This window comes from Kitasatospora sp. NPDC089509 (genome assembly GCF_044749365.1).
Classification (GTDB): Bacteria; Actinomycetota; Actinomycetes; order Streptomycetales; family Streptomycetaceae; genus Kitasatospora.
Genome location: NZ_JBIVHS010000045.1, coordinates 17,343 through 42,314, shown reverse-complemented (window position 1 = coordinate 42,314; position 24,972 = coordinate 17,343). Strand labels below are relative to the sequence as shown.

Annotated in this window: 24 protein-coding genes and 1 pseudogene; 11 read left to right on the top strand and 14 right to left on the bottom strand. The window is 71.3% G+C overall.

What is annotated here, in order from left to right:
• Window positions 1-973 precede the first annotated feature (973 nt).
• Both ACIP4P_RS44110 and ACIP4P_RS44105 read left to right on the top strand, forming a co-directional pair.
• Complete coding sequence (locus ACIP4P_RS44110) at window positions 974-1,450, top strand: hypothetical protein (protein ID WP_400929874.1); 477 nt, start codon at window positions 974-976, stop codon at window positions 1,448-1,450.
• A gap of 179 nt (window positions 1,451-1,629) precedes the next feature.
• A complete protein-coding gene (locus ACIP4P_RS44105; RefSeq protein WP_400929872.1) occupies window positions 1,630-2,433 on the top strand; it encodes an SAM-dependent methyltransferase in 804 nt (267 codons plus the stop codon).
• A 9-nt stretch (window positions 2,434-2,442) separates the two neighbouring features.
• Here ACIP4P_RS44105 and ACIP4P_RS44100 read toward each other — a convergent pair whose 3' ends face one another.
• The 4 genes from ACIP4P_RS44100 to ACIP4P_RS44085 all read right to left on the bottom strand — a co-directional run bounded on the left by ACIP4P_RS44100 (window position 2,443) and on the right by ACIP4P_RS44085 (window position 7,080).
• Window positions 2,443-3,393, bottom strand: a complete 951-nt coding sequence (locus tag ACIP4P_RS44100; protein ID WP_400929869.1) for a DUF5753 domain-containing protein — start codon at window positions 3,391-3,393, stop codon at window positions 2,443-2,445.
• An 88-nt stretch (window positions 3,394-3,481) separates the two neighbouring features.
• The gene (locus ACIP4P_RS44095; protein WP_400929866.1) at window positions 3,482-3,715 is read right to left on the bottom strand and encodes a DUF397 domain-containing protein; all 234 of its coding nucleotides are present in this window, start codon (window positions 3,713-3,715) and stop codon (window positions 3,482-3,484) included.
• 1,339 nt (window positions 3,716-5,054) lie between these two features.
• Window positions 5,055-5,426, bottom strand: coding sequence for a hypothetical protein (locus ACIP4P_RS44090; protein ID WP_400929863.1), 372 nt, complete (start codon window positions 5,424-5,426; stop codon window positions 5,055-5,057).
• 43 nt (window positions 5,427-5,469) lie between these two features.
• Complete coding sequence (locus tag ACIP4P_RS44085) at window positions 5,470-7,080, bottom strand: restriction endonuclease fold toxin-2 domain-containing protein (RefSeq protein WP_400929860.1); 1,611 nt, start codon at window positions 7,078-7,080, stop codon at window positions 5,470-5,472.
• 703 nt (window positions 7,081-7,783) lie between these two features.
• Between ACIP4P_RS44085 and ACIP4P_RS44080 the strand changes: the two genes are divergently transcribed.
• From ACIP4P_RS44080 to ACIP4P_RS44060, 5 genes are all read left to right on the top strand, one after another.
• Window positions 7,784-8,128, top strand: coding sequence for a hypothetical protein (locus ACIP4P_RS44080; protein ID WP_400929857.1), 345 nt, complete (start codon window positions 7,784-7,786; stop codon window positions 8,126-8,128).
• Window positions 8,129-8,316: 188 nt separating this feature from the next.
• The gene (locus ACIP4P_RS44075) at window positions 8,317-9,396 is read left to right on the top strand and encodes a beta-propeller fold lactonase family protein (RefSeq protein ID WP_400929854.1); all 1,080 of its coding nucleotides are present in this window, start codon (window positions 8,317-8,319) and stop codon (window positions 9,394-9,396) included.
• A gap of 92 nt (window positions 9,397-9,488) precedes the next feature.
• The gene (locus tag ACIP4P_RS44070) at window positions 9,489-10,193 is read left to right on the top strand and encodes a hypothetical protein (RefSeq protein WP_400929851.1); all 705 of its coding nucleotides are present in this window, start codon (window positions 9,489-9,491) and stop codon (window positions 10,191-10,193) included.
• Window positions 10,186-11,310, top strand: a complete 1,125-nt coding sequence (locus ACIP4P_RS44065; RefSeq protein ID WP_400929848.1) for a DNA glycosylase AlkZ-like family protein — start codon at window positions 10,186-10,188, stop codon at window positions 11,308-11,310. The genes ACIP4P_RS44070 and ACIP4P_RS44065 overlap by 8 nt, the downstream gene beginning before the upstream one ends.
• Entirely contained in the window at window positions 11,307-12,575 is a 1,269-nt protein-coding gene (locus ACIP4P_RS44060) for an MFS transporter (RefSeq protein ID WP_400929845.1), read from the top strand. Before ACIP4P_RS44065 ends, ACIP4P_RS44060 begins: the two co-directional genes overlap by 4 nt.
• A gap of 521 nt (window positions 12,576-13,096) precedes the next feature.
• Here the strand turns inward: ACIP4P_RS44060 and ACIP4P_RS44055 are convergent.
• Entirely contained in the window at window positions 13,097-14,479 is a 1,383-nt protein-coding gene (locus ACIP4P_RS44055) for a tetratricopeptide repeat protein (protein WP_400929842.1), read from the bottom strand.
• A 76-nt stretch (window positions 14,480-14,555) separates the two neighbouring features.
• Window positions 14,556-14,885 carry a hypothetical protein gene (locus ACIP4P_RS44050; RefSeq protein ID WP_400929839.1) on the bottom strand — a complete coding sequence of 110 codons (330 nt, stop codon included), beginning with the start codon at window positions 14,883-14,885 and terminating at the stop codon, window positions 14,556-14,558.
• 596 nt (window positions 14,886-15,481) lie between these two features.
• Here ACIP4P_RS44050 and ACIP4P_RS44045 point away from each other — a divergent pair.
• Window positions 15,482-15,901, top strand: coding sequence for a hypothetical protein (locus ACIP4P_RS44045; protein WP_400929836.1), 420 nt, complete (start codon window positions 15,482-15,484; stop codon window positions 15,899-15,901).
• A gap of 172 nt (window positions 15,902-16,073) precedes the next feature.
• Window positions 16,074-16,193: pseudogene (locus ACIP4P_RS44040) on the top strand (AAA family ATPase); the annotation flags it as partial.
• 13 nt (window positions 16,194-16,206) lie between these two features.
• On the opposite strand, the gene ACIP4P_RS44035 reads toward ACIP4P_RS44040, so the two are convergent.
• A complete protein-coding gene (locus ACIP4P_RS44035; RefSeq protein WP_400929833.1) occupies window positions 16,207-16,752 on the bottom strand; it encodes a hypothetical protein in 546 nt (181 codons plus the stop codon).
• A gap of 160 nt (window positions 16,753-16,912) precedes the next feature.
• Between ACIP4P_RS44035 and ACIP4P_RS44030 the strand changes: the two genes are divergently transcribed.
• Both ACIP4P_RS44030 and ACIP4P_RS44025 read left to right on the top strand, forming a co-directional pair.
• The gene (locus tag ACIP4P_RS44030) at window positions 16,913-17,554 is read left to right on the top strand and encodes a dihydrofolate reductase family protein (RefSeq protein ID WP_400929830.1); all 642 of its coding nucleotides are present in this window, start codon (window positions 16,913-16,915) and stop codon (window positions 17,552-17,554) included.
• Between the two features lie 4 nt (window positions 17,555-17,558).
• Window positions 17,559-18,425 carry an alpha/beta fold hydrolase gene (locus ACIP4P_RS44025; RefSeq protein WP_400929827.1) on the top strand — a complete coding sequence of 289 codons (867 nt, stop codon included), beginning with the start codon at window positions 17,559-17,561 and terminating at the stop codon, window positions 18,423-18,425.
• 245 nt (window positions 18,426-18,670) lie between these two features.
• Here the strand turns inward: ACIP4P_RS44025 and ACIP4P_RS44020 are convergent, their stop codons facing one another.
• From ACIP4P_RS44020 to ACIP4P_RS43990, 7 genes are all read right to left on the bottom strand, one after another.
• Window positions 18,671-19,240: a DUF2165 domain-containing protein gene (locus tag ACIP4P_RS44020; RefSeq protein ID WP_400929824.1), complete on the bottom strand. Its 570-nt coding sequence runs from the start codon at window positions 19,238-19,240 to the stop codon at window positions 18,671-18,673.
• Between the two features lie 92 nt (window positions 19,241-19,332).
• Entirely contained in the window at window positions 19,333-20,724 is a 1,392-nt protein-coding gene (locus tag ACIP4P_RS44015; RefSeq protein ID WP_400929821.1) for an amidase, read from the bottom strand.
• Window positions 20,711-20,950 (bottom strand): hypothetical protein, encoded by a 240-nt coding sequence (locus ACIP4P_RS44010; protein WP_400929818.1) that lies wholly within the window; start codon window positions 20,948-20,950, stop codon window positions 20,711-20,713. The genes ACIP4P_RS44015 and ACIP4P_RS44010 overlap by 14 nt, the downstream gene beginning before the upstream one ends.
• Window positions 20,951-21,021: 71 nt before the next feature.
• Window positions 21,022-21,960 carry an MBL fold metallo-hydrolase gene (locus tag ACIP4P_RS44005; protein ID WP_400929815.1) on the bottom strand — a complete coding sequence of 313 codons (939 nt, stop codon included), beginning with the start codon at window positions 21,958-21,960 and terminating at the stop codon, window positions 21,022-21,024.
• Window positions 21,961-22,014: 54 nt separating this feature from the next.
• Window positions 22,015-23,250 (bottom strand): MFS transporter, encoded by a 1,236-nt coding sequence (locus ACIP4P_RS44000; protein WP_400929812.1) that lies wholly within the window; start codon window positions 23,248-23,250, stop codon window positions 22,015-22,017.
• A gap of 83 nt (window positions 23,251-23,333) precedes the next feature.
• Entirely contained in the window at window positions 23,334-23,912 is a 579-nt protein-coding gene (locus ACIP4P_RS43995; protein ID WP_400929809.1) for a TetR/AcrR family transcriptional regulator, read from the bottom strand.
• Between the two features lie 10 nt (window positions 23,913-23,922).
• Window positions 23,923-24,894, bottom strand: a complete 972-nt coding sequence (locus ACIP4P_RS43990; protein WP_400929806.1) for a LysR family transcriptional regulator — start codon at window positions 24,892-24,894, stop codon at window positions 23,923-23,925.
• Window positions 24,895-24,972: the final 78 nt, after the last annotated feature.

The window sequence follows — 24,972 nt, the reverse complement described above, 5'->3', positions numbered from 1 at the left end:
GGCGACCTGGACGGCGGCCCGGACGGCAGCGGGCAGGCATCGAGGAGGACCACGGCCACCCCAACCCAATGCCCCACGCGAGGCATCCGACGCGGCCGTCCCGAGGCCCCGTCGCCGCCCCGGGACGGCCCGTCAGGAACCGCCCCGGGCGCCCTCACCACCCCCTGGCACAACCACCCCGATCTCCCCGAGCACCTGCGCCCCCTCCTCAACCCCACACCCCACCCACACCCCTGACCGGCCACACGTCGACGGCCGACGGCTCGTACGGCGCTCCCCTACCGGCGGGCGAGGCGGAGTGGGGGCGCATGATCCCGGCACGCGCGCCGTCGTACCCGATCGAAATCACGCGGAAGCTGATTGATGGTGACCGGACTGCGGCCCCGCTCGTGGTTCCGCCAGCGTTGCAAATCCGAGCCGCCAACGTGGTTTCCCACGAGGTGAGTTAAGCGTGCCGGACGGTGCAGTGGAGCCGTTCGCGGGCGGTAGCGTTTTCGGTGGCTCTGGTGAGGAGCTGCCTCGGACGGTGGTCGCACACCGTCCGAGGCGTTGGTCGTCCGATCACGTGAAGGTTGGGACCCATGCATGACCGAACTGCCCGCAGGCGGGCTTACCCGCCCTCCCGGGCCCCTCAATCTAGCAGCGGCCCGCGGAGGGCCCTGGGATTGCGAGCGGCTACTCAAGCCGCGTCCGGGCTGCTGTGCGGCAACGCCACGCCTGTGCTCGTCGTCGCCTGGATGGCGCTGCGCGGGCTGCGTATCGATGCCGAACAGGCACTGCTGGTAGCCCTGTTGACCCAGGCCGGCGCCCCAGCGGGCAGGAGCGACAGGCCAACCCCGCGGCGCTGACCAAGGCGCCTGTGCGGCCGGTCCCCAGGAGGGGCCGGCCGCACCCCGGGTATGCACGCTTCCGCGTGCCAGTGGCCCGAGGCACCTGTCCGTGTTCATTGGCGAGTTGACGTGGGGAGGCCGAGATGCCTGCTGACCGAACCCGACCGTCCCGAAACCCGCGCTGTTGCGCCGTCGGCTTCACCGCCTTCGTCGCGCTCCAGGAAGAGGGCTATCTCCGCTACGCACAGGCGAGGTTGGGCGATCGTAATCGGAGCCTGGAGGCCGTCGAGGTGGCGTTCGAGAGCATGGAAGACCACTGGGAGCAGGCTCTGCTGGAAGAGCGCCCGGGCGCGTACGCCTGGTGCATTCTGCGGGCGGCCGTCACCGCGGCCCTCGGAGCCGCTCCCGCCCCGGTGCAGGGGGACAGGCTTCACCCGACTCTGCCGCCGACAGAGGCCGATGTCGCCCTTCTCCATGACGGGCTCGGCATGCCCGTCGGAAAGACCGCCCAGCTGCTGGGAGTTGACGAGCCCCAGGTGCGCCTGGGCCTGTTGACGGCCCGGCGCCTGCTGGGTGCGGAGACCACCGCTCCAGGGAAGGAGTACTTCTCGAAGCTCTAATCGCATACCGAACGGACCGGCGCGTACTCCGGGGCGTGATCGCTCCTGATGGGCGCGCACGTCGCCGTGCAGGCACCGCGTCACCCGATTCGGCGGTGGTGCGCTCGTTGCTGCCCCTCTACGATGGGCTGATCAAGCCGCCGGGACCAGACCGGGGTTGCCGGACACGGAGGGGTGCCGTGGGCGAATCCGATCTGACGAGCCGGGTGAATGTGGAGATCCCGGCCGCAGCGAGGATGTACGACTTCCTGGGGGGCGGGACCAACAACTTCCCTGCCGACCGGCGGACCGTCGAGGACCTGCTCGCGATCGCCCCCAGCAGTCGCGAACTCGTGGGCCAGAACCGCGCGTTCCTGCTGCGCGCGGTGAAGAGCGTCGTCCGCGACTACGGGATCAAGCAGCTTGTGGATCACGGGTCGGGGTTTCCGACCGACCGTAACGTCCATCAGGTGGCCCAGGCTGTCGACCGGGACACCAAGGTCGTGTATATCGACAACGATCCGACGGTGGTGCTGCACAGTCGGGCGCTGCTCGACGAGAACGAGAATGTGCGGATCCTCGACGCTGACATCGTGGCCCCGGCAGTGATCCGTGAAAGGACTGACGGCTTCATCGACTTCGGCGAGCCGGTCGCGATGCTGTTCGTCTCGGTCTTGCACTGCTTCGCGGATGATCTTGAGGCCGCGGCGGTGGTCCAGGAGAGCGTCCGGGGTCTGTGTCCGGGCAGCGTGGTAGTCCTGTGTCAACTGGTCAGTGACCGCGCGGACTTCCGCCGGCAGGTGACCGGTTTCATGCGCGAGCGCACCCAGGGCACGTGGGGCCGGGTCCGGAGCCGGGACGAGGTCGCCGACCTCTTCGACGGCTTGGAGGTCCAGGAGCCCGGGCTCGTGGACGTCAGCGAGTGGTGCCCGGACACCGAGGTGCTCACCCCCCAGCGCAGCCACGAGTGGATCACTTACGGAGGCCTGGCCGTGGTGCGGTGACGGCCGCCCTCAGAGCTGCTTGAGGTAGTGCCCCGCAGCAGCGAGCAGCCGCTCCTGGCTCGCGGCGCGGTCCAGGGAGTGACCCATCAGGCGCCAGAGCATCTCCTTGGCGTAGGTGAATGGCGACGGCCCTTTGGACTGCGCGTCGTCGTCGTCGGCCGGCACCAGGTAGTCGGCGGCCATCAGGCCCTCGTTGTAGATGAGTTCCGGCAGGCCGGTGGTGCGGAAGTCGAGGTGGGTGACGGAGGTGATGCTGGAGGCGGCGGTGCAGGTACGGGGGATGACGCGGATTCCGTAGCCGGGCGTCTGGGTCAGGGCGATCAGCCGCTCAAGTTGCTCGATCATCACCCGCGGAGAGCCCACGGTGCGGGTGAGGACACCCTCGTCGATGTAGTGCACGGTGCGGACCTCGGCGTCGCGCACCCTGTGCTGGCGCTGCATCCGCAGCACCACCCGCCGGTTGATCTCCGATCCCATGGAGCCGGGCAGGTCATCGGTGATCAGCGCACGGGCGTACGCCTCCGTCTGCAGCAGCCCGGGGAGTACGACGCGCTCGTACCCGTACAGTTTCCAGGCCTTCGACTCCAGCGCGACAAGCCGCTCGACGAAGCGAGGCAGCAGGTCCCGGTAGGGGGCGGTCCACTCGGGCTGCATCGCATGGCGAGCCAGCTGCTCGAACTCGCGGACGACCTCCGGGCAGGCCTTGTACGTGCGCAGCAGGGCACGTACATCCTTGAGCGTGACGGGGTTGTTGGCCGTCTCGAAGCGGCTGAGCTTCGACACCGAGAAGCCAGCGGTCCTGCCCGCGACCTCCTTGAGGGTGGCATCGTTGCGCAGAAGGCGGAGGCCGATACCGAGCAGAATGCGGGAAGCGGTCGGACTGTCCGCCCCGGAAACCGCCCTGAGGGCGAATCCGAATACATTTTCGCCAAGGCCGGTAACATCACTTGCGGCCGACACGCGGGACCTCCCCAATGGCGAGCATCGACGCTCGATTGTGGCACAGCGCGGCCCCGCGTGTCGCATGCCGAATTACCGGCTCAGCGGATCACCTGATGTACATGTGGTCGAATTCCCCGGATTTTGCCCCATGGATGAATGTCCTGACCTCGTCAGGCGTAAACACGAGTGCCGGACCGTCCTTGTGCCGGCTGTTCCGCATCGCGACATCCCCTCCCGGCAGTGCGGCGACTTCGACGCACTGGCCCACCCCGTTGCTCGCCGCCGCCTTGACCCACTTTACGCCCGAGATCGTGTCCGCCTGAACCCCATTGGCGATCATGGCTCACCGTCCTTCCCGTCATGACTGAGAGGCACCTCCGCAGGGACCTTGAATATGCTCAAAGCAGCAGCTCAAGAACCCCATGCAATCCCACCGTGCAATTGCGGCGGGTCCCGTGAATCCTAGGCCGGAAAGAATCGAACACGCCTGCCGCCGATCGGGTGAAGGGTGGAATTTCAGATGGGAGATGAATTTGACAGAATTTGCCAAGAATTGACCACTATGGAATTGGTCGATGCCGGTCGCGGCACATCGGAACACTGCCACGCCCCAGCACGGTGTCGGAGCCCGCGCGGAGCAGCCGGTGCGTCATCTCGTCAGCGGCGCGCGTGGGCCGGGCGGAGACCGGGTCTTGGGCCGCTGCCCACGCGACGGCTCGTGCGCTGGTGGAGGCGAGCATGAGAGCCAGAAGGATGCGGAGGACGTTGGGGACCGAGGGCGCAACGGCAGGCACGGCCACGGTCACGGCCAGGCATTGGCAATCCCCGTCGACCCCGCATGGGCACCGACGGATGAGCGGATTGGCAGCCCGCACGCTGAATCGCTGATCTGCGACGAAGTCCAGTTACCTGTCGCCCGAAAGTGCTGCCGCCACCCCGAGGGCAGACGCGGGCAGCCCGGTCCGCAGAAGTTCGGGAGAGTCCAGAACGCTGCCGTCGGCCACCGGGTCGGGCTACCAGCCCGAGTCGACCAAGATGATGCCGGAGTATGCCCGGCCCCAACCGTCTTCCCACGTCGGGTCGACCACGACTGCGTCAGCGGCGACACACCAGGCCAGGCATGGACGGTCGGCACCATCCTGCCGGTGCCGACCGTGGTCAAGGCGAAGCCTTCGATGTGACGAGGCCATGGCGCCGTCGGGCGGTCGCGGAGACTGGCGTCGTCGGAATGGCTTCCATGACGACCCGATCACCGGTCTCCCGAGCGTGTCCGCCGCCGGTGCCGGGCTCCTAACGCGTCCACGTCCGAGGCCGCAACAAGTGCCTTGGCACAGAGGACCGCTAGGGCGACCCGGTGGAGTTCTACCCGGTCCAGGGATGGCCGCGCCCGGTCGCACCGGAGATCCGGCACAAGCTGACCGACCGGCGCAGAGAACTCATCCGCACAGCCTGACAGTCATGGTGCCCGGCCGGTCGGTCCGACCGTACCGCGGATCGACCGGCCTGCTCTGGCAATCGGAAAGCGCACTGCCCCACACTGTCTGGCGTCGAGTGCCGATCCCGCCGTTGCATCCGAGGCAGGAAACGACGGTCGACAAGAGCCTTCCGCCCGTTGGGATCGCGGGGTCCTACGGGCGCTGCGCATCGAGAAGTGACCGAGCCGCGCAGCGGCCAGTGGGTCACGCGAACCCGCGAATGAAGCCTTGCAAGCCGTCGTGAAGGTTCATCCGTGTCAGCTCTGCGTCGTAGTCGATCCACCGCACGACGGGCACGTCGGGCGCCAGGTCGCGCAGCACCTCGTAGATGACGGTCAGCGGCGCGGAGAGCGGTTCCCGGTCCTCGAACGAGAAGGCGCCGTACCGGTAGTTGTACGACAACTCGGCTCGTCGGCCGGGTTCGATCTCCGCTTCGATCTCCAGGAAGTCCTCGAACGCGCTGCTCACCGTCGCATCCGGCCAGTGCCGTTGGATGCAGTCCTTCACCTGCTCGCCGGTGAAGGCCCACGGTTCGACGTGCTCCTGGTCGGCACTGACGTAGAAGCTGGATCCCACGGGGTGCTCGTTTCCTTCGGTCGTGCGGGCTCGGTGAGCCCGGTCAGGGTTCGATGCGGACGCGTCCGGTGACGTTCTCGGCCTTCATGAGGGCCTGGAAGTAGCCGCCGGCCTTGGCGTCGTTGGTGATGAGTTCGAGGTGGGTGACCTTGTTGCGGGGGTCCTGCAGGGCCGATGCGTACTTCTCCAGCTTCTTGGTCTCCCCGGCCATGGTGTTCTCGTAGGCGAACTGGAAGACGCCGTCGGCGTTGTCGAGGCGGAACGGGCTTTTGCAGCTCTTCTGTTGGCCGATGTATTTGGCGTCGATCGCGGCGCCGTCCTCCGGGCGGATGCCGTCGGCGTCCATGCCCAGCTCGCGGCCCTTCTCCGGGTCAGTGACAGAGGTGTACAGCCGGTACTCCGTCGATCCGGCCACCCTCACCTGGTAGGCCCGCCTGGCGTTGATCTTCGGGTCGGGCTTCTCCGGAGGCGCCGGCGCGTGCGGGCCGTCGGCTGGGAACGTACGACCGTCCTGTTCCATCTGCGCCATCCATGCCCGGATCGCGGCCTGCTGCGTCGGCGGAAGCACTGGAAAGGGGCTCGTCGGATCGTGGGGCAGCGGCGGCATCCCGGGGGTGACCGTGAACGGCGGGGGCTTGGGGCCGGGTGCTGCTGCGGCATCGGTCGCGCCCGCGAGGACGACGGCGGTGGTGGCCGTGGCGGCGAAGGCGGCGCCGACCGGGATGAGGTTCGCCGCGGCGGTGTCGACGACGGCGGCGGCCTCGGCGAGGACGGCGAGTTCCGCACTGCCTTCGACCGCGGTGGCCATGGCGACGGCCGCGGTGCCGGCCTCGGCGGCGATGGCGGCCTCCCCGCCCGCAGCCGCGACGTCGGAACCACCGAGGGTGAAGACGGTCAGGAGGAGGCCGGCGCCGGCGATGAGGCCGGCGCCAATGGCGAGATCCTCCAGCTTGTCCTGCAGGTCCTCGACGTCCTTGGCGTAGGCCTCGCAGGCCAGCCCGAGCTTGAAGGCCGCGTTCGTCATGCTGTTGAGCAGCGGCCCCTCGCTGGCGCAGCCGTCGTGCACCTTTGCCCAGTTCTGGGCGAAGCTCGTGACCGCGCTGGAGGTACTGGAGGCGGTGACGCGCTGGACCCGCTTGTCGCCTTCGACGCCGAGGCGGCTGACGAGCTCGGCGAACTTCTTCCACTCCTTGCCGGCCTGGCGGAGCTTGGAGGGGTCGCCCTGGGGCCAGAACTTCTTGAGGAAGTCGTGGACGGCCCCGCTGTCGTTGTGGCCCGCCGCGGAGTGGAGTTTGGCCTTGGCCACTTCCTCATCGCAGTCCGGGCTGGCGCCTTCGGGGAGTTTCTGCGGGGCCATGAACGCGGCCGCGACGTCGGCGTCGCTCTGGAGGTAGCTGAGCGCCATGGTGTAGAGCCCGTTGGCGGTGCCTCCGAGCTGGCCGACGACCTGGGCCATCGCGTCGACGAGTTTCTGCGCCGCGGGGTCGTACTTGGCCGCGAACTTCTTCCCCGCGTCGTCGTCGCCTGCCATGCCCGCGGTGTCGTCCATGGAGAACACCAGGCTCCGGTAGATCTGCGCGGCAGCGTTGTGCAGGTCGGTGAAGCCGGCCGAGGAGAGGATCATGTCCGCCGGCTTGACGTGAAACTCTGTCATCGCACCCCCTGTCGTCCGTGCGCGTTCACCGTAGCAAGGGCCCCGGGGCGCGGTAGGTGCCCGGACAGGTTTGTGCTGGGCACGACTTCCGCGCCCGGGTGCCGGGTTTGCCACCGCGGGACCAGCGGGCCGGGCCTGCACCGCGGTGGGCCGCCGCCAGGCCAGCAGCCGGTGCCCCGCCCTCGGGAGGCGGGACCTCCGGGGCGGCGCACCTTGGCCGCGCTCGGTCCGTCGGCCGTCGACCCCGGGGCGCGGACTCACCTGGTACTTCGTCATGTGCTGCGGGAGACCGGCCGGGCCCACGGCGGCGACCGTACCGGCCCGATGGGTCCCAGCCCCGGACGGGCGGAGGCCACCTGCTCGCTCGTCCGGGTGACTACCTGGCAGGTCACTGGCCGCCCGACCCAACGGGGTGGGGCGCTTGGTGTCGCTCTACCGGCACGGCGCCATCCCCGGTCGCATCGCCGATCTTCTGGCTCGCCCGCATCACAGCCACCGTCCGCCAGGTGCCCTACACCATCCAGCGGCTGCCGCAGCGTGGAACCGGCTCGTCGAGGCCGCTGTACCGGGTGAGCAGGGCGCGGTGTGGAACGCGGCCGGCCCGCTGTGGACGGCACCGAGCTGACCATCACCTACACCCCGACACTGCCGGTCCCGCCACACGCCCGGCAACGGGCAGGTCGCCGAGCTCGCCGACGCCCCGGTGCACGCCGCGCCCGCGGCCGCCCTGGCAGCCGCAGCGACCCGCCACAGCGACGCCACCCCGTGGAGCGCCGGCGCCGAACTCGTCTCGCCCGGCAACGCCTTCTGCAGCTCCGGCTTCGGAGCCTGGCGTGACAAGACCGCGGTGCTGCTCACCACCGCGCGCCGCGGCGCCTCCGGCCTCTACAAGACCGGCACCGGTCCGGACGGGGCGACCCGGCGGGCCGCATGCTGGCTCCGTGACGCTCAGCCCCTGAGGTCGGCGGTGCCAGGACGCCTCGCCCATCGCCTGGCCTTCGCCTCAGCGAAGCTCGCCTTCTTCCTTAGTTCCTTGGCCGAAAAGTAGACGTGCCTCCGCAAGTGCCTAACAGCCCCGCTATCAGCGGCGTTGTTGATCTGTACACGTGTCAAGGGGTTGGGTTGAGACGGAGGGGCCAGTTGGGCATGGACCTCTTCTGTGGCGGCGCATAGCGTCGCTCAGCAATCCCGCCTGTCGCAGATGGCGACGGGCAACCCATGGTTGGAGGCAGCGACGTGAGCGTTGAGATCTACTCGACCGACACCGACTCCGGTCAGATCTCGGTCATCCGAAAGAACGGTTTGTCCGAGTACAAGGTGGTGAAGGAAATAGCCGTCGGCAACGCGCCGCGCGGGAGCGTGAAGTTCACCCGTGACGGGCGCGGCTTCGTTTCCAACACGAGCACCAACTCGGTGTCCGAGCTGGACGCCCTGACCCGCCGGGAGGTTGCGCGGATCACGGTCGGCTTCGGCCCCCGGGGGCTGGGCGTCGTCCCGGGCGAGCGGTTCCTGCTGGTGTCCAACTCCGGTTCCAACACGGTGTCCGTGGTGGACCTGGAGTCCCGTACCGAGCTGACGCAGGTTGCCGTCGGACGGGACCCGCGGCACATGAGCATCAGCAAGGACGGCAGCTTCGCCTACGTGTGCGTCTGGGGCTCGGGCTACATCGCCAAGCTCGACCTGCGCGGCCTGGTCGGCGAGGGCCGCGCCGACTCGATCCGCGAGGTGGCCCGTATCCGGATCGGCGAGGACTCCTTCCCCTACAGCCTGAACATCGACCGCGCCGGCAAGCGCGCCTACGTGGCCTGCAACGCCGGCGACGAGATGCCGGTCATCGACCTGGAGACCGACTCGGTCATCGCCCGGGTCGAGGTTCCGGGAGACGGCGGCCGCGCGATCGCCTTCACCCGGGACGGCCGCTTCGCCCTGCTCACGCTGGAGCGCACCTCCCGGATCGTCGTGGTCGACACCGCCACCCTGAAGGTCACCCGCACCATCCCGGTGGGCCCCGCGCCGCGCGGCCTGGTCGTGGACGAGGACACCGTGTACTGCTCGGTGTTCTCCCGCGCCGTCCCCTCGGAGGACGACCGGATCGAGTTCAGCTTCAGCCCGCACAGCCTGACCGTGGTCCACCTCGACGGCGTCGACCTGTCGCTGCCGGCCGAGGAGGGCGGGAAGGTCCGCTACGACGAGATCAAGGTCGGCTACGGCCCGTGCAGCGTCTCGGTGTTCGACTCGGCGCAGGTCGAGTTCGACGCGGGCAAGCTGAACGAGGCGGCCGCCCGGCTCGGCCAGGCCTCGACGGCCGCGAAGTAGGCACAGCACACCAATCCGGTGTCCGGTTCCCGGCAGGCCTCCGTCGGCAACAGCCGACGGAGGCCTGCCCACCTGGTGAAAGTTGAGAGCTCTTGCCCGTCGAAGTTCGTTTCCACCAGCTCCATCCGTGGTCGCTCCCCCCGCGCCGGATCGAGGTCGACCGGCGGGAGAGCCGCGAGCACGCCGAGGTCCTGCGCGAAAGCTTCCGCTTCGTACGCGCGGACCGCCGGCCCGAGCACTGCGCGCCGTGGGTCATGGGCCAGGAACTGGGATGGCGGGTGCACAGTCCCCTCGACGTCTCGCTCACCCCGCTCGACCAGATCGAGCTGAACGGCGCCGACGAGCCCGAGGCGGCCGGGCGGGCGGTGAACCGGACCGAGCTGTGGCAGCGGGAGAAGTCGCACCTGGCAGTGAAGAAGACGTCCTGGCTGCACCTGTACCAGTTCAGGACGGGACGCGGCTGGGAGAACACCTTCCTGCCCAACGGAGCCGGCACCGTCGAGTGGCGCCTGGGCTGGACGGCGCAGGTTCCCCGCGGCCACTTCCTCCTGGTCCTGCCGCCGGAGCGACCCGTGGCTGGTCTGGACGTGCCCACCGGTGTTCTCAGCAGCACCGCCGTCACGCGCATGAACCGCGACAACGGCCTGAGCATCGCGGTGCGGCCCACCGCACCCCTCACGCTGCGCCGCGGCCAGGAGATCGCCCGTATCGTGCTCCTGCACGCCGACTCCCTCCAGGTCCGCAGCCTCTACGCGGAGACGGCGCAACCAGACGCGAAGGGGGAGCCGAGTGCTTGAACTGTCCTTGCGCCAGGCCCAGGTGATCGCCGTGACGACGCAGGGCCTGCACACCGAGTCGGCGCCGCCGACCGCTGAGGAGACGCTGCGCCGGCTGGGCTGCATCCAGCTCGACACGATCAGCGTGGTCCGGCGCTCGCACGAACTCGTCCAACTGGGGCGAGGCGTCCCCGCGGCGCAGGCCCGCCGGCTCATCGAGGGGGCGGGCGCGCCCGTGCTCTTCGAGTACTGGGCGCACGCCGCCTCCCTGATCCCGATCGGCCTGTGGCCGCTGTTCGCCTTCCGGCGGCGCGGCTACGCGGCCAAGGGATGGACCGGCCCCGTGGTCGACCCCGCCGCCGTCGACCACGTCCGAACCGTGCTGGCCGAGCGCGACGCGGTCACCATCACCGACATGGGCGGCGCCCAGGGCAGCGGCTGGGAGCGCTCCTCGGCCAACAAGTGGGCCCTGGAATGGCTGCTGGCCACCGGCGAGGTAGCCGTCGTGCGCCGCAGCGGCTGGCAGCGCGTCTACCAGCGGGCCGAACTGGTCGTCCCCGCAGCACTGTTGAGCGCCGAGCCGGACGACGCGTACTGCCTGCGCGCGCTGGCCGGTCTGGCGCTTCGGGCGCTCGGCGTCGCCACCGCGGGGGACGTCGCCGACTACTTCCGGCTGCCGCCGCGCAAGGTCGCCGCGTGCCTGGCCACGCTGGAGGACGCCGAACCCGTGCGGGTGGAGGGCTGGGCCGAGCCCGCCTGGCTCTCCCGTGGGTCGGCCGGCGGGACGTCGGCCGACCCGGATCTGTGCACACCTCTGTCCCCGTTCGACTCCCTCCTCTGGCACCGCCCCCGTATGCGCCGCCTCTTCGGCGTCGAGTACCTGCTGGAGGCGTACAAGCCCGCCGCCAAGCGGGAGTGCGGCTACTTTGGCATGCCCGTCCTCGCCGGGACCACGATCGCCGGCCGCATCGCGGTGCGCGTTAGCAAGGGCACCGCCGTCGTCGAAGGGCACCAACTGGCCGACGGCCACGACCCCGCCCACCTGGAACGGGCCCTCGCCACCATCTGCCGGTGGGCTGGCGCCGACCAGGTGCCCGCCCTCGACCAGCCGCCCTCACCCGCCGGAGCGACTCCGTGAACGACACCACGACCCCCGGCTACCGGACCGTCCTGGCGGTGCCACGGGCCCGGCAGGTCCTCGCCCTCGGAGTACTCAGCCGGCTTCCCTCCGGGCTCGTCCCGTTCGCGGTCCTCATCTCCTTCACCCAGCAGTACGGCATCGGCATCGCCGGCCTGGCCGCAGGCGCCCTGCTGCTCGCCATCGCCCTGCCCGGACCCGCCCGCGCACGCTGGTGCTCCACCCGCCCGCCCGCGGCCGTCCCGCTCATGGCACTGGCCAGCGTCCTGCTCTTCGCCGCCGCCGCATCCACCACCGGCCTGCGCGCGTGGCAACTCCCCCTCGCCCTCACCGCCGCCGCCGGTGCCCTGTTCCCCCCGCTCACTCCCAACCTGCGGGCCGCCTGGTCACGGCTGATGCCGGACCGGCAGTACCTGCAGAGCATCCACGCCCTCGACTCCACCGCCGAGGAACTGACCTTCGTCGTCACCCCGCTGCTGGGCACCGCAGCGATGACCCTGGCCGACGCCCGATGGGTGATCGCCGCCGGCGCGCTGCTCCTGCTGCCCGCCGCGGCAGGCCTCATCCGAGTCCTGCGGACCCTCCCGCCCGCCGGCGAGGACCCGGCCGCCTCCACCGGCACCGGCGTACGGCAGCGGTCGATCATCCGCACCCGCAACGGCCGGGGCATCACCGTCCCCGTCATCGCCCTGGGCCTGTGCGGCGGCGCACTGACCGTCGTCATCCCCGCCGCCTGCGCCCGCTACGCCGACGTCATCTCCTCCGGCTACTCCTTCGCCGCCTTCTCCCTCGGCGGCGCCGTCGGCGGACTCGCCTACGGACGCAGGAAGTGGGCCGCCTCGCTCCGCACCCAGCACACCGCCGCCACCGCCGCACTCGTCGCGGGCACCCTGCTTCTGGCCGCGCTCGCCGCCTCCCCGCTCACCATCCTGGCCGTCTTCTGCGTCGGACTTCCCCTGACGCCCGTCTTCGTCGTCGCCTACCTCCTCGTCGACGAACGCATCGACGCCCCGCAGCAGGTCGAGGCCAACGCCTGGCTCGGGTCCGGCTACAACCTCGGGTCAGCGACCGGAGCGGCCCTCGGCGGCCAGCTGCTCGCCCTCACCGGCCCACGCACCGTCGCCCTCGCCCTCGCGGGCACCGCGGCCGCCGCGACCCTGATCGCCCACCGGCTGCCCGACACGGCGACACCAGCAAACCGAGGAGGCGCGATGGAGACGGAGCTGCCCGCCCCCGAGGACTCGCACACAGGCCGGACCGCTTGATAGCCGGGAGAGGGTGAGAGCGTCGACCAGCCAACGGAGCCAATCCCGCCTGACGAGCCTGCTGCTCCCCTCCCCCGGATGCCCCAGGCCGTTGCGGCCCCTCCACAGCAGCGACGGCCTGGGGTATCCGGAGGCGCCGCCATCAGGAGCATCCCCCGCTGGTTCCCGTCTCATGACACGCTGCAAGCCATGGCTCGTTCAGGCCGAGAGCACTGCTCGACCATGATCCAAATCCCTCAAAGGACCCTCCGACGGCCTTGCCACACCCCTGACGGGCATTCGTACCGGCGGGATGCCGAAAGGCGCCAGAAGGGGCCATTCCACAGGCCCACTTTTGCCGTGCGCGCAACAGAATCGTCCCGGCGCGGGCTCCCGGACCTGCGTTCACCGCCCATCGATGGACTCAGACCCCACCAGGTGATCGCGGCCCACAGGGCACGTGGTGGCCGCCCCGGCGGCATTGTGGGAAGAAGGCCGGGGCCCGGGGCCGCGACGCCGGCCATCAGCGCGGCGGCGCGTCCTCACAGCCCCCCGGCGGGTTCGGTCTGCTGCGCCCTGTCCGTCCAGAACCTGCGCTCCTCCTCCCGCCGGGTGGCCACGTCGGGGATCACGGAGAGGGCCTCGGCGTACTTGCCCTGCCGCACCAGCAGACCGGCCAGGTCGGTGGCCGCCCGGATTCCCGGCAGCGGACGCAGGCGGGCGATCGCGTCGTCGAGCCGGCCGTCCTGGGCGAGCAGCCACGCGATGGTGAGCTCTCGGTCGTCGACCTCGCCCTCGGGCAGGGCCTCCACCTCGGCGGTGGCCTCGCGGCAGCGCCCCGACTCCCCCATCAGCCACCACCGGTTGTCCCGGATCCAGAACTTCTCGTTCTCCGTGAGGTATTCGGGGCTGCGCTGTGCAGCGATCTCCAGGGCCCGGTCGTGGCGGCCCTGTTCGGCGAGCAGGATCATGGCCGCCTGCAGGAGGTTCCCGTCGTAGAGGTCGTCGAAGGTGTGCTCCACCACCTGGAGCGCGTCCTCGGTGCGGCCCTGGCGCATGAGCAGCTCCATGAGCCTGCTCTCGTAGTTGCCCGGGTAGGGGGTGGCGGCGATGAGGCCGCGCAGGTAGTCCTCCGCCTCGTCGAACCGGCCTGCGGCCTCCAGGGCGGCGACGTAGGGGCGGACGGCGTTGTACCGGGCCGGGCCGGTGGCGAGTTCGCGCAGCTCCTCGAGCCGGCCGTGCCGGGCGAGCAGCTTCGCGTAGTCGTCCACGGTGTCGCTCGGCCAGCCCCGGTCCGCGACGACGTCTTCGGCCCGCAGGCGGAGTGCCTCGTCCGCGCGGCCCGACCGCTCCAGTACGCGGGACTGCGCGGACGGTGCGGCCCACAGGGCGCGGGCCCGGGGCTGTTCCGGGTCCCGCCGGACTTCCTCGGCGATCGGGGTCAGCAGCTCCAGCACCCGCTCGTCGTGCCCGCGCTCTTCGGTCACCTCCACCAGGGCCCACAGCATCCGCATGTCCCACAGCCGCGCGGCGAACACGTCCACCGCCTCATCGACCCGCCCGGCTCCGACCAGCACCTCGGCGTAGTCCCGCCACGCGTCGTACCCGTCCTCGTCCCCGTCCTGCGGACGCACCAGGTCCAGTGCCTGCGAGGTGCGGCCCAGCCCCAGCAGGACATCGGCCCCGGCCCGCACCGCAGGCCGCCAGCCGGTGGCCGCGAACGGGGCGATCACCTCCCAGGCCCGCTCCCACTCCCCCTGGGCGGACAGCCCGCGCACCGCGGCCTGCGCGCAGGCCCAGTCCCCGCGCTCGCGGGCCGTTTCCACCAGGAGGTCCAGGCAGCCGTGTTCGACGAGCGAGTCCACCAGCTGCGTGAGCACGCGGCCGTTGTGGGTCCGCTGCCACTCAAGATCATCAACGTTCACGAACGGACCCTACGACCCGCTACCGACACCACCCACCGGCGCACCACCTGCCACGACACGTCCCGGTGATCCCCGGTCAGCGATACCGGAACAGCTGATGCAGGCGCAGCGTCTCGGCCTGCCAGTGGGCGTGGACCGCGCCGAATCCGTCGGGCAGTGCCCGGCGAAGGCGGCCCGCGAGGTTCCGGTAGAAGGCGGGCTGGGCGCCGGTGCCCGCCGCGAGCAGGGAGGAGAGCAGCGGTTCGTCGGCCGGGGTGGCGCTCTCCACCTGCAACAGAACTTCGAGCTGGTCATCCGGGTGGAGGTCGGGCAGTGCGCTTCCCAGTTGGCGGCCCAGCTGCTGCCAGGCGGTGGTCGAGCGCTCGCGGGCGGACTTCTTCAGTGCTCCCCGGACTGCGGCCGACACTCGGGTGAGCGTGTCCCCCGGCAGGCGGGGTGGGGCCGTCAGGAGCGACTTCTCCTTCGCGCGTTTCTGCGCGGTGCCGGCCGCCGCCGTGCTCCGGGCGTTGGGCACCGGCGGGGCCTTGTCCCTGCCCCTGCCCGCCCCGACCCGGGCGGCGCGGTGTTCGGGTGTCCCTTCCTCGGGTCGGCGCCGGGAGGCCGGGATGCTTCCGGTCTTCCCCGCTGTCACCGCGGCCCCGGCGGCGGCCGCGTGCGAGCCGCTGCTGGGCCTCGGCCCGCTGTGCCGGGGTCACCCTCTCCCCCGCCGTCTTCACGGTGGTGGCCAGCGACTCCAGCAGGTGCAGCAGGGTTCGTGGCCCCATCGAGGTTCCCAGCCGCCGCAGGTCGCCGAGGATGTCCTGCATGCGCCGGTGCGCGGTGTCGACCGGGTCGAGGGTTTCCGGCGCGCGGGTCGTCGTTTTGCGTGCACGCGTCTTCCTGGCGGTGGCGGTGTGGGAGCGCTTGGCCTCGCGGGCCCAGTAGGTCTGAAGCTGCTGGTGGTCAAGGAACTCCCGCGCGCGTGGCCACGGAGTCCTCAGCCCGATTACGTTCTCCGGCGGCGTGGCTGTCAGCACGCGCGAGCAAGGTGCGAACCGCTTCGGTGTCTCTCTCGTGGAGCGCCTGCCGCAGCTGTCCGAACAGGTCCAGGCGTTCGCCGGCCTGCTGGACCAGCCAGTCCCGTGCCCGTTCCAGCGCGGCCGCGACCTCGCCGTCGGTCGGGCCGACGGCCTCGAGGTCACGGCATGCCGACTGCACCGCGATGCGGAGCCAGACTCCATTGCTGCCTCTAGCCTGCGCGCTGGGCCGGGCCGAAGCGGCTGGACCTGCTTTGGTTCCGGCTGGGACGGCCTCCACGCGCCCTGGGGAGCGCGGTTACGGCGGGCGTGGATAATCTGCTCGACCGCCGGGGTCCGGAAACCGTCCGGTGTCATCGCGCATTCGTCCATGCCGAACCGCTCGGTGTCACGGGAGAAGGCCTGAGTGCCGATCCGGACCCGCCGGGCGGTACCGACGCTGTCGAAGCGCACCCGTACCAGCGGCGTACCAGCGTCTCGTCGTCGACCGGCACAGAGACGCCGAGGACCGGCTCGACATCCTGGTCGTCCCACACGGGAGGCACCTCGGCGTCCAGGTGCAGGCGCAACCCGCGGGCCTGACTTCCCCAATCGTCGACCGCCTCACCTTCAACGGCACCATCCTCGAGACCGGCACCGACTCCTACCGGCTCGCCAGCACCCGCGCCCGAGCCGAACAGCAGGCCGCCGCCCGCTGACTGAATCCGGGGCTCACAGAGCGATCGGACGATACCTGAGAGCCTCGGCGACAATCTGCTCGGCCGAGGCGTCCCGCAGTCCGGCCGGGGGATGGAAGATGAGGTCGCTGACCCGGGGGTCCGTCACGTTGGCTTCGAGGAGCCGCAGGTAGTAGTCGGTCTCCGGGTCGCCGGCCAGGATTCTGCGGACGATCTCGACGAGTTCGTCCGTGGTGACATCCGCGATCCGGGGCCTGGCCGGCCGGGCAGCCTCCAACGCGAAGTCGGCCAGATCCCGGCTGCCGTCGTACTCGGTGAAGTCGAGAACCGCGTAGTCGTGGCCCGTCCGCGCGTTGAAAGCCGTGATCTCCGCATGGGTGTTCTCGGACCCGCAGAGCACCGGGTCGGCGATCCGCAAGATCTCATGGCTGAGCCCGGCCAGCTGCTGCTGGCTCACCGACGGGGGCCTCAGTTCCACTCTCAGATCCACGGCTCGGATTATGCCGCCAGCCTCCGACACGCCGACACCGCCGGCCAGGTGCTGTCGCTTCTCGCCGACATCATCCGCCAAGGCGATCAAGAACCGATGCCAGAACTCACCGACACCTGCTCTCGGTTTTCACCTACACAGCCACCCGCGGGTGGGTTGGGGGAATCGGGTGTCGGCGTGGCGATGAGTTTTGCGGGTGTGGTGGGTCTACATCTCGACAGGGGACGACCAACTGATCGGGAGTACGGACATGGGACTGATCCACATCGAGCTGTTCGCGACGCTTGACCTGGTCGGGCAGGCGCCCGGCGGGCCTGACGAGGATCCGGTGGGGTTTCCGTTCGGCGGCTGGCAGGCGCCGTTGCTGAATGAGGTCATCGGGGCGCAGATCCTGGCGGCGTACGAGGGGATGGATGCCCTGCTGCTCGGGCGGCGGACCTATGACATCTTCGCGGCCTATTGGCCGGGGCAGAGGGAGGGGGAGATCGCCGAGCTTTTCAACAGGGTGCCGAAGTATGTGGCCTCGCGTGGCACGCCGGAGCTGCCGTGGGCCGGGTCCACGCTGCTGGGGCCGGATCTGGCGGGGGCGGTGCGTGAGGTGCGTGAGCGGCACGAGCACGTGAAGGTCGTCGGGAGTCTGGATCTGGTGCAGTCCCTGTTGCGGGAGCGGCTGTTCGACCGGCTCGATCTGTGGGTGCATCCGATCGTGCTCGGTGTCGGGAAGAAGGTGTTCGAGGACGGTGTGGTGCCGATGAACATGGCGCTTCTGGAGCCGCCGGTGGCCGGGCCGCAGGGGACGGTGTTCCTGCGGTACGGGCTTGCCGAGGGCGTGCCGCGGACGGGGGACATGACTCTGCCGGACCGGGGGCTCGGGCGTGATGGGGTTCGGTGATCCGGTGGCCGTGGTGGAGGTGGGACGGGCCGGGGCCGGGGACGGGGACGGGGTTGTTTTGGGGGTTGAGTCGTTCGGTGATGGTGGGGGGCCGCTGGTTCTGTTGGTGGGTGCGCCGACGATGCTGTCCTGGCCCGATGCGCTGTGTGAGCGTCTGGCGGCGGGTGGGCGGTGGGTGGTGCGTTACGACCTACGTGACAGTGGGGAGTCGACGACGGGGGATCCGCAGGCGCCGCGTTACAACTTGCGTGATCTCGCGGCCGATGCGGCGGCGCTGGTCGGTGCGCTCGGCGGGGTGACTGCGCACCTCGCGGGGATCGGTGTCGGTGGGATGGTCGCCCAGGTGGCTGTGCTCGACCATCCCGGTGTCTTCTCGGCGCTCACCTTGGTCGGTACCCGTCCGGTTGCCCCCGGACCGCCGGACGGGGATCTTCCCGATCATGACGAGGTGGTGATGAGTCGGCTGTTCGCGCGTGCGGTGCCGGATTGGGGTGACCGTGCGGCGGTTGCGGAGTTCGCCGCAGCCGGGGCGGAGGTCCTCGGTGACGATCCGGTGGTTGCGCGTACCGTCGCCGGGCGGGTCTGGGACCGCACTCCGGGCACCGCTCCCCCGGTTCAGTTGGCCAATCAGCTGGGGTCGGTGTTCGGCAGGCTGGACTGTACGCCCCGCTGGCGTGAGCGGCTGCCGGGGATCGGGGTGCCGGTGCTGGTGGTTCATGGGCGTGGTAACCGGTTCTTCCCGCTCGGCAACGGTGAAGCGTTGGCGCGGGAGATTCCCGGGGCGCGGTTGCTCGTTCTGGAGGAGGCTGCCACTGCGATCCCTGCTGGGGCGGTCGGTGAGGTGGCTGGGGCGATGCTCGCGCTCGGGTAGCCCACGCTCCGACGGGGTGACGTGGCGCGACCGGCGCGCGGGTGGGACCGTCGCGCTTGCGGGGCCGTTTCGTCTGTCGCCGTCCGGGCGACGGACTCCGCGTCCGGAGATGTCCCGGCTCGGTCTGGTCGAGGGTGGTGAGCAGCACGTGGTCGTGGTTGCTGGGGCCGATGTCGGGCTGGTCGCCTGGGTGTTGGGGGCGGTTGGTCGGTAGTCGGTCGTTCCGGTGGGGTGGGGGTGGGGGGTCACTGTGGTGGGGTGGGGGTGGGGGTGGGGGTGGGGGTTGCGGGGGTGCGGGGCGGCAGGTTGACCGCCAGGAGGGCCAGGCCGGCGAGGGTGACGTTGCGGATCGCGGCGTCCAGGCCGTTCCAGGTCTTGGACTGCCACATGGCGAACCACTCGCCGCCGATGGCGATGAAGCCGGCGCCGAAGAGCAGCAGCATGAGGAGCAGGCCGAGGGTGCTGAGGCGGCGGGCCAGGTGGGGGCGTAGCCACCAGGCGAGGGTGGCTGCGGTCAGGATCAGGGCGGTGAGTGTCTCCCAGGTGATGATCGCGATGTAGGCGGTGTTCTGCAGGACCGGGGAGGTGATGGAGCGCCACATCAGGTTCTGGTCCTGGAAGGTGGTGTCCATGGCGAGGACGTGTTGGACGAACTTTTGGTTGGTGGCGAAGTCGGTGATGTTTCCGAAGGCCACGAGCAGGAGGTAGAGGGCGTTGGTGCCGGTGAGTGCGGCTGCGGCGGTGGATGGGGTGCCGAGGGCGAGTAGGCGGTCGCGGGTGGTGGGGTGCGGGGTTGTGGTGCGGGTGGTCAGCATGTGGTGAGGCTAGTGGGTGGTGGGGGTTGGGTGGGGGTGGATTGGGTGGGGAGGTGGGTGGGGGTGGGTTGGGTGGGTTGGGTGGGTGGGGGTCAGGTTGTGGGGGCGAGGGGGTGGGTGGGGTGGGTCTGCTCGTAGGCGTGGCCGACGTGTAGGAGGGTGGGTTCGCCGAGGGGGTGGCCGAGCAGTTGCATGCCGATCGGCAGGCCTGCCGGGTCGTGGCCGACCGGGAGGGTCAGGGCGGGCAGTCCGGTGATGTTGGCGGGGGCGCTGAGGCGTACGTAGGCGTCGGAGACGCCCTCGGTGGTGCCGTCCGGCCAGGTGATGGTCGTCTGGTCGGTGCGGGCGGCGGTGATCGGGGTGCTGGGGGCGGCGATGAGGTCGACGTGTTGGAGTGTCTGTGCCCAGGCGGCGCGCATCAGGGTGCGGGCGCGCTGGGCGCGGATGTGGTCGCCGGCGCCGATGAGTTGGCCGGCTTCCAGGAGGATGCGGACGTCCTCCTGGTAGAGCTCGGGGGCGGTGCGCAGGTTCTGTGCGTGGTAGGCGCCGGCTTCGGGGACCATCAGGCCCCACTGGGTGGCCTGGATGTAGCGGGTCATCGGGATGTCGATGTCGATGAGCTGTGCCCCGAGGGTTTCGAGGTGTCCGATGGCGTCGCGGACGGCGTTCTCGACGTCGGGGTGGACGTGGTGGAAGTAGTAGGTGCGGGGGATGCCGATGCGCAGTCCGGTCAGGTCTGTTGGGGTGTCGGTGCGGTAGTGGGGGGTGGGTCCGGGCAGTGAGGCGGGGTCGCATGGGTCGTGTCCGGCCAGTGCGGTCAGGACCAGGGCGGCGTCCTCGACGGTGCGGGTGAGGGGGCCGACGTGGTCCAGGGACCAGGACAGGGGGGTGACGCCGTGTCGGGAGATCAGGCCGTAGGTCGGTTTGAGGCCGACGACGCCGTTGAGTGCGGCGGGTACCCGGATCGATCCGCCGGTGTCGGTGCCCAGGGCGAAGGTGGCGCTGCCGGCGGCGACGGCGACCGCGGAGCCGCCGCTGGAGCCGCCGGCGACCCGGTCGGTGTGCCAGGCGTTGCGGGTCTGCGGGGTGGTGAGGCCGAAGGCGAACTCGTGGGTGTGGGTCTTGCCGAGCAGGACCGCGCCGGCCTGGTTCAGGCGTGCGGCGACCGTGCTGTCCGTGGTGGCGCGGTGGTCGGCGCGGACCCGGGAGCTGGCTGTGGTGGGGATCCCGGCGACGTCGATCAGGTCCTTGAGGCCCATCGGGATGCCGTGCAGTGGTCCGCGGTGGTGGCCGTGCGTGATGTGGTGTTCGGCTTCGCGGGCGGCTCGGCGGGCCTGGTCGGTGGTGACCGTGACGTAGGCGCCGAGGTGCGGGTCCGTTGTTTCGATGCGGTCGAGGACGGAGTCGACCAGTTCGACCGGGGAGAGTCGGCGGGTGCGGATCTCCTCGGCGGCGGCGGTGAGGGTCAGTTCATACGGTTGCATGGTGCTGCTCCTGGGCGGTGGGGTGGGTGGTCGCGTGGTAGGCGGTGGCGGGTGGGGTGTCCGCGAGGTCCAGCTCGTGCAGGACGGCGAGGACGGCGTGGATGTGGTCGGCGACCGCGGCCACTGCGGCGTGGCGTTCGGTGGGCAGGAGGAGTCCGGTGCGGGCGGCCCAGCGGGCGGCTTCGGGTGGGGTGAGTGCGGTGGGTGGGGTGAGTTCGGCGGGCACGGGGGTGATCCTTCTTGGTCGGGGGTGGGTGGGGTGGGGCGGCCCGGGGTGATGGAGGCCGGGTGTTCGCTTCAGACGGCTGCGGGGAGCTCGGTGCCCGGTTCGGCGTGCAGCCGGTAGTGGCCGTTCTCCCGGCGGACGGTGCCGGCGGTGGGGTGCGGGAAGTGGGTGCCCATGAGCAGGGCGTCGGTGTCGGCCAGGTGCTCCAGCAATCGGGCGCGGGTGCGGACCGCCTCGGCGGGGTCGACGTCGACGCAGCTGTGCACGTGGGGGTGGGACAGCTGGACGGGGTGGTGGATGCTGTCGCCGGTGATCAGTGCGCGGCGGTCGCTGCCGAGCAGTTCGACGGCGACCTGGCCCGGGGTGTGGCCGGGGGCGGGGACCAGCAGGATGCCGGGGGCGACCTCGTACCCGCGGCCCTGTTCGGGCACGGGCACCCGGGCGTACAGTCCGGCGTCGCGGACGGGGTGGACGGAGTCGCGGAACATCTGGGCGCGGGCCTCGTCCAGGTCGGTGGCGGCCCAGTGGTCCCATTCGGTGCGGCTGGTGAGGTAGCGGGCGTTGGGGAAGGTGGGGACCCAGTTGCCGTCGGCGAGGCGGGTGTTCCAGCCGACGTGGTCGGTGTGCAGGTGGGTGGTGATCACCAGGTCCACGGACTCGGGCGCGAAGCCGGCCGCCGTCAGGCGCTGTGGGAAGTCGGTGTTCAGGCCGTTCCAGGCCGGGTTGGCGCGGGGCTTGTCGTTGCCGATGCCGGTGTCCACGATGATCCGCAGTCCGCCGGCCTCGATCGCGAAGGCGTGGCTGGCCAGGCGGGGGACCTCGGCGTCGGCGAAGTCGGGGCGCAGCCAGGGTGCCTGGTCGAGGATCTCCGGGGTGGCGGCCGGGAGCAGCCAGGGGCCGGTCTGTCGGGGTAGTTCGATCTCGTCGATGCGGTGGACGGTGATGTCGCCGAGGTTCCAGCCCGTGCTGGTGTGGGGGGTGGCCGGGTGGGAGGTGGGGGTGCTGGTCATTGGTGGGTCCTTTCGGTGGTGCGGGGTGCCGTGGTGCGGGAGGGTGGGGCGTGTTCAGGTGGTGGGCGGTCGGCGCAGGGTGCGGGTGAGGCCGGTCAGGGCGAGCAGGAGGACGGTCGCGGCGTAGGGCGAGAGGGCGGTCCGCAGGCCGTAGTGGGTGGTCAGCAGGCCGGCCAGGACGGCGGGGACGCTCATGGCCAGGTAGCTGAGGACGTAGTAGGCGGCGAGGGTGGCGGCGCGTTCCTGTGGGGCGGCCGGGGGCAGCAGGAGTCGTAGGGCGCCCTGGGTGACGGTGCCGAAGCCCGCGCCGGCCAGCGCGGTGCCGGTGAACAGCGCGGGGAGGCTGTGCAGTTGGGGGGCGCTCAGGGTGAGCAGGGTGCCCGGGATCAGGAGCGCGGTGCCGGCCGCGGTCACGGTGCGGGCGGGCAGTGCCCGGGCGGCGTGGCCGGCCAGGCCGGCCGCGGCGGTCAGGGTGAAGAAGATCAGTCCGCCGGTGGCGGGGGTGGTGTGCGGGGCGATGAGGCGGGCGAGGGAGGGGCCGAGGGAGGAGTAGAAGCCGCCGAGTGCCCAGGCGGCGATGATGCCGGGTGCGGCGAGGGCCATGGCCGGGCGGGAGGCGGGGGCGAGGGTGATGGTGGGGCGCAGTGAGCGTCGGGCGCCGGGGTGGGGGTGGGCGGTTTCGGGGGTGCGCAGGACGGCGGCGGCCTGGGTGGTGAGGAGCAGGAGCAGGAGGAGGTAGACGGTGTGGGTGGGGGCGGGGGCGTACTGGGTGAGGGCGGTGGCGGCCAGCACGCCGGCTGCCATGCCGGCGACGGGGGTGATGCCGTTGACGAGGGTGGCCCGGCCGGGGCGGTCGGGGTCCTCGAAGTCGAGCAGGGCGGCTCCGGCGGCGCTGGTGGCGACGCCGGTGGCCAGGCCTTGGAGGATCCGGGCGGCGATCAGCGCGGGTACTGACTGGGCGGTGGCGAAGAGGGCCATCGCGGTGGCTTCGGCCAGCAGCGCCCCGGCGAGGACGGGGCGCCGGCCCAGGTGGTCGGAGAGCGTGCCGGCGGTCAGCAGGGCCGCCAGTAGGGCGAGTGCGTAGGCGCTGAACACGACGGTGAGCGTGAGGGCGGAGAAGTGCCAGGCGCTCTGGTAGAGGGCGTAGAGGGGGGTCGGTGCGCTGGAGGCGGCGAGCAGGGTCACCAGGACCGAGGCGTGCAGCCGGAAGGCGCCCTGACGGCTCAGCAGGGGCAGCCGGCGGGAACGCGGGTGGGGGTGGGTGGGGGGTAGGGCGGTGACGCTGGTCATGGGAGCACCTCGAACCGTTAAGGCGAATGCTTTGCGTTAAGCACTCTAGGCACTCGGGCTCCCATGACGCAAATATTTAGCTTTTAGGCGGCCGGCGGGGGCGGGGGGCTGCCGAGCGCCGCCGCGACCAGGCGGTCGACGTAGGCCTGGGACAGGTCGGAGGGGCGGAACAGGATCCGGTACATCAGCGGGGCGACGACGGCGTCCAACAGGGTCTCCACCCCGGGCACGGCCTCCCCGCGCCCGGCCGCCCGCACTCCGAGGGCCTTCAGCTGATCGGCGGCGTAGTCGGAGCAGCGCACCGCGTTGCCCTGCTCGGGGTCGCCCAGCAGGGCGTCACGGATGTACGTGCGGCCCGCCGTCGAGTCCATCTCCTCCGCGAACTGCAGGGCCCAGGCCTCCAGGTCAGCCCGCAGGCTGCCGTGGTCGGCCGGCGGGGCGTCGGGGCGCAGCCGCTCCACGGCCACGTCGGACAGCAGCTCCCGCAGGTCGCCCCAGCGCCGGTAGACAGTGGAGGGCGTCACCCCGGCGCGGGCGGCGATCAGCGGCACGGTGAGCGCGTCCCGCCCCACCTCCGCCTCCAGATCGCGCACGGCCTGGTGCACGGACTGCTGGACGCGGGCGCTGCGCCCGCCGGGGCGTGTGGTCGGTTTGGCACTCATGGACCACAGCTTAACGCGAAGGAGTTGCGTCTGGCCGGGTGCCGACCCGGAGCGCCCGCGCCGGGCGGCCGGGATCGGCGCGGGCCGCGCGGCGGGCCGTCGACAGCAGGTCGCGGGCCGGGCCCCGGGGCCGGTGGCCGGTGGGCCAGACCGCCCGCAGGGCCCGGCCCAGGTCGACCCCGGCGATGTCGACGGCCACCAGCCGCCGGGCCCGCAGTTCCTCCTCGACCACGAGCCGGCTGAGCACCGCCGGCCCGGCCCCGCAGACCGCGGCGGCCTTCACCGCCGTCGAGGAGGACAGCTCCAGCAGCGGGCCGGCCAGGCCGCCGTACGGCGCCAGGACGCCGGCCAGGACCTGCCGGGCGCCCGACCCCGGCTCCCGCAGGACCAGCCGGGCGGCCGCCAGCTCCGCGGGACGGACCCGGCTGCGGCGCGCCCAGGCGTGCTGCGGGGCGGCCACCACCACCAGTTCGTCCCGGGCCACCACGGCCGCGTCCAGCCCCGGCGGGACGGTGGCGCTCTCGACGAACCCGAGGTCGACCTCGCCGCGGAGCACCTTCTCGGCCACGGCGCGGGAGTTGTCGGCGCTCAACGAGACGAAGGTGTCCGGGCGTTCGGCCCGCAGCCCGACCAGCCAGCCGGGCAGCAGGCACTCGGCCACCGTCTGGCCCGCCGCGACCCGAAGCCGGTCCTCGCGCTCGCCGCGCAGCACCTCGATGCCCGCGTCCAGGGCCTCCGCGGCCTCCAGTACCCGGGCCGCCCAGCCGGCGACCAGGGCTCCGGCCGCCGTGAGACGGGAGCCGTTGGGCGAACGCTCCAGCAGACCGGCCCCGATCTGCGTCTCCATGACCCGGATCCGGGCGGAGGCGGCCGGCTGGCTGATGCCGGCCTCCCCGGCGGCCTTGCCGAGGCTGCCGAGCCGGGCGACCGCGAGCAGCATCTCCAGGCTGGACAGGTCGGGCACACGGTGGGACAGCGGCATGGCGGCTTCGCAGACGTCGTGGCGGTTCGGACGGGTGGGCCGAGTGCCCTACCGTCCGGGCGGGTTCGGGCGTCGGCG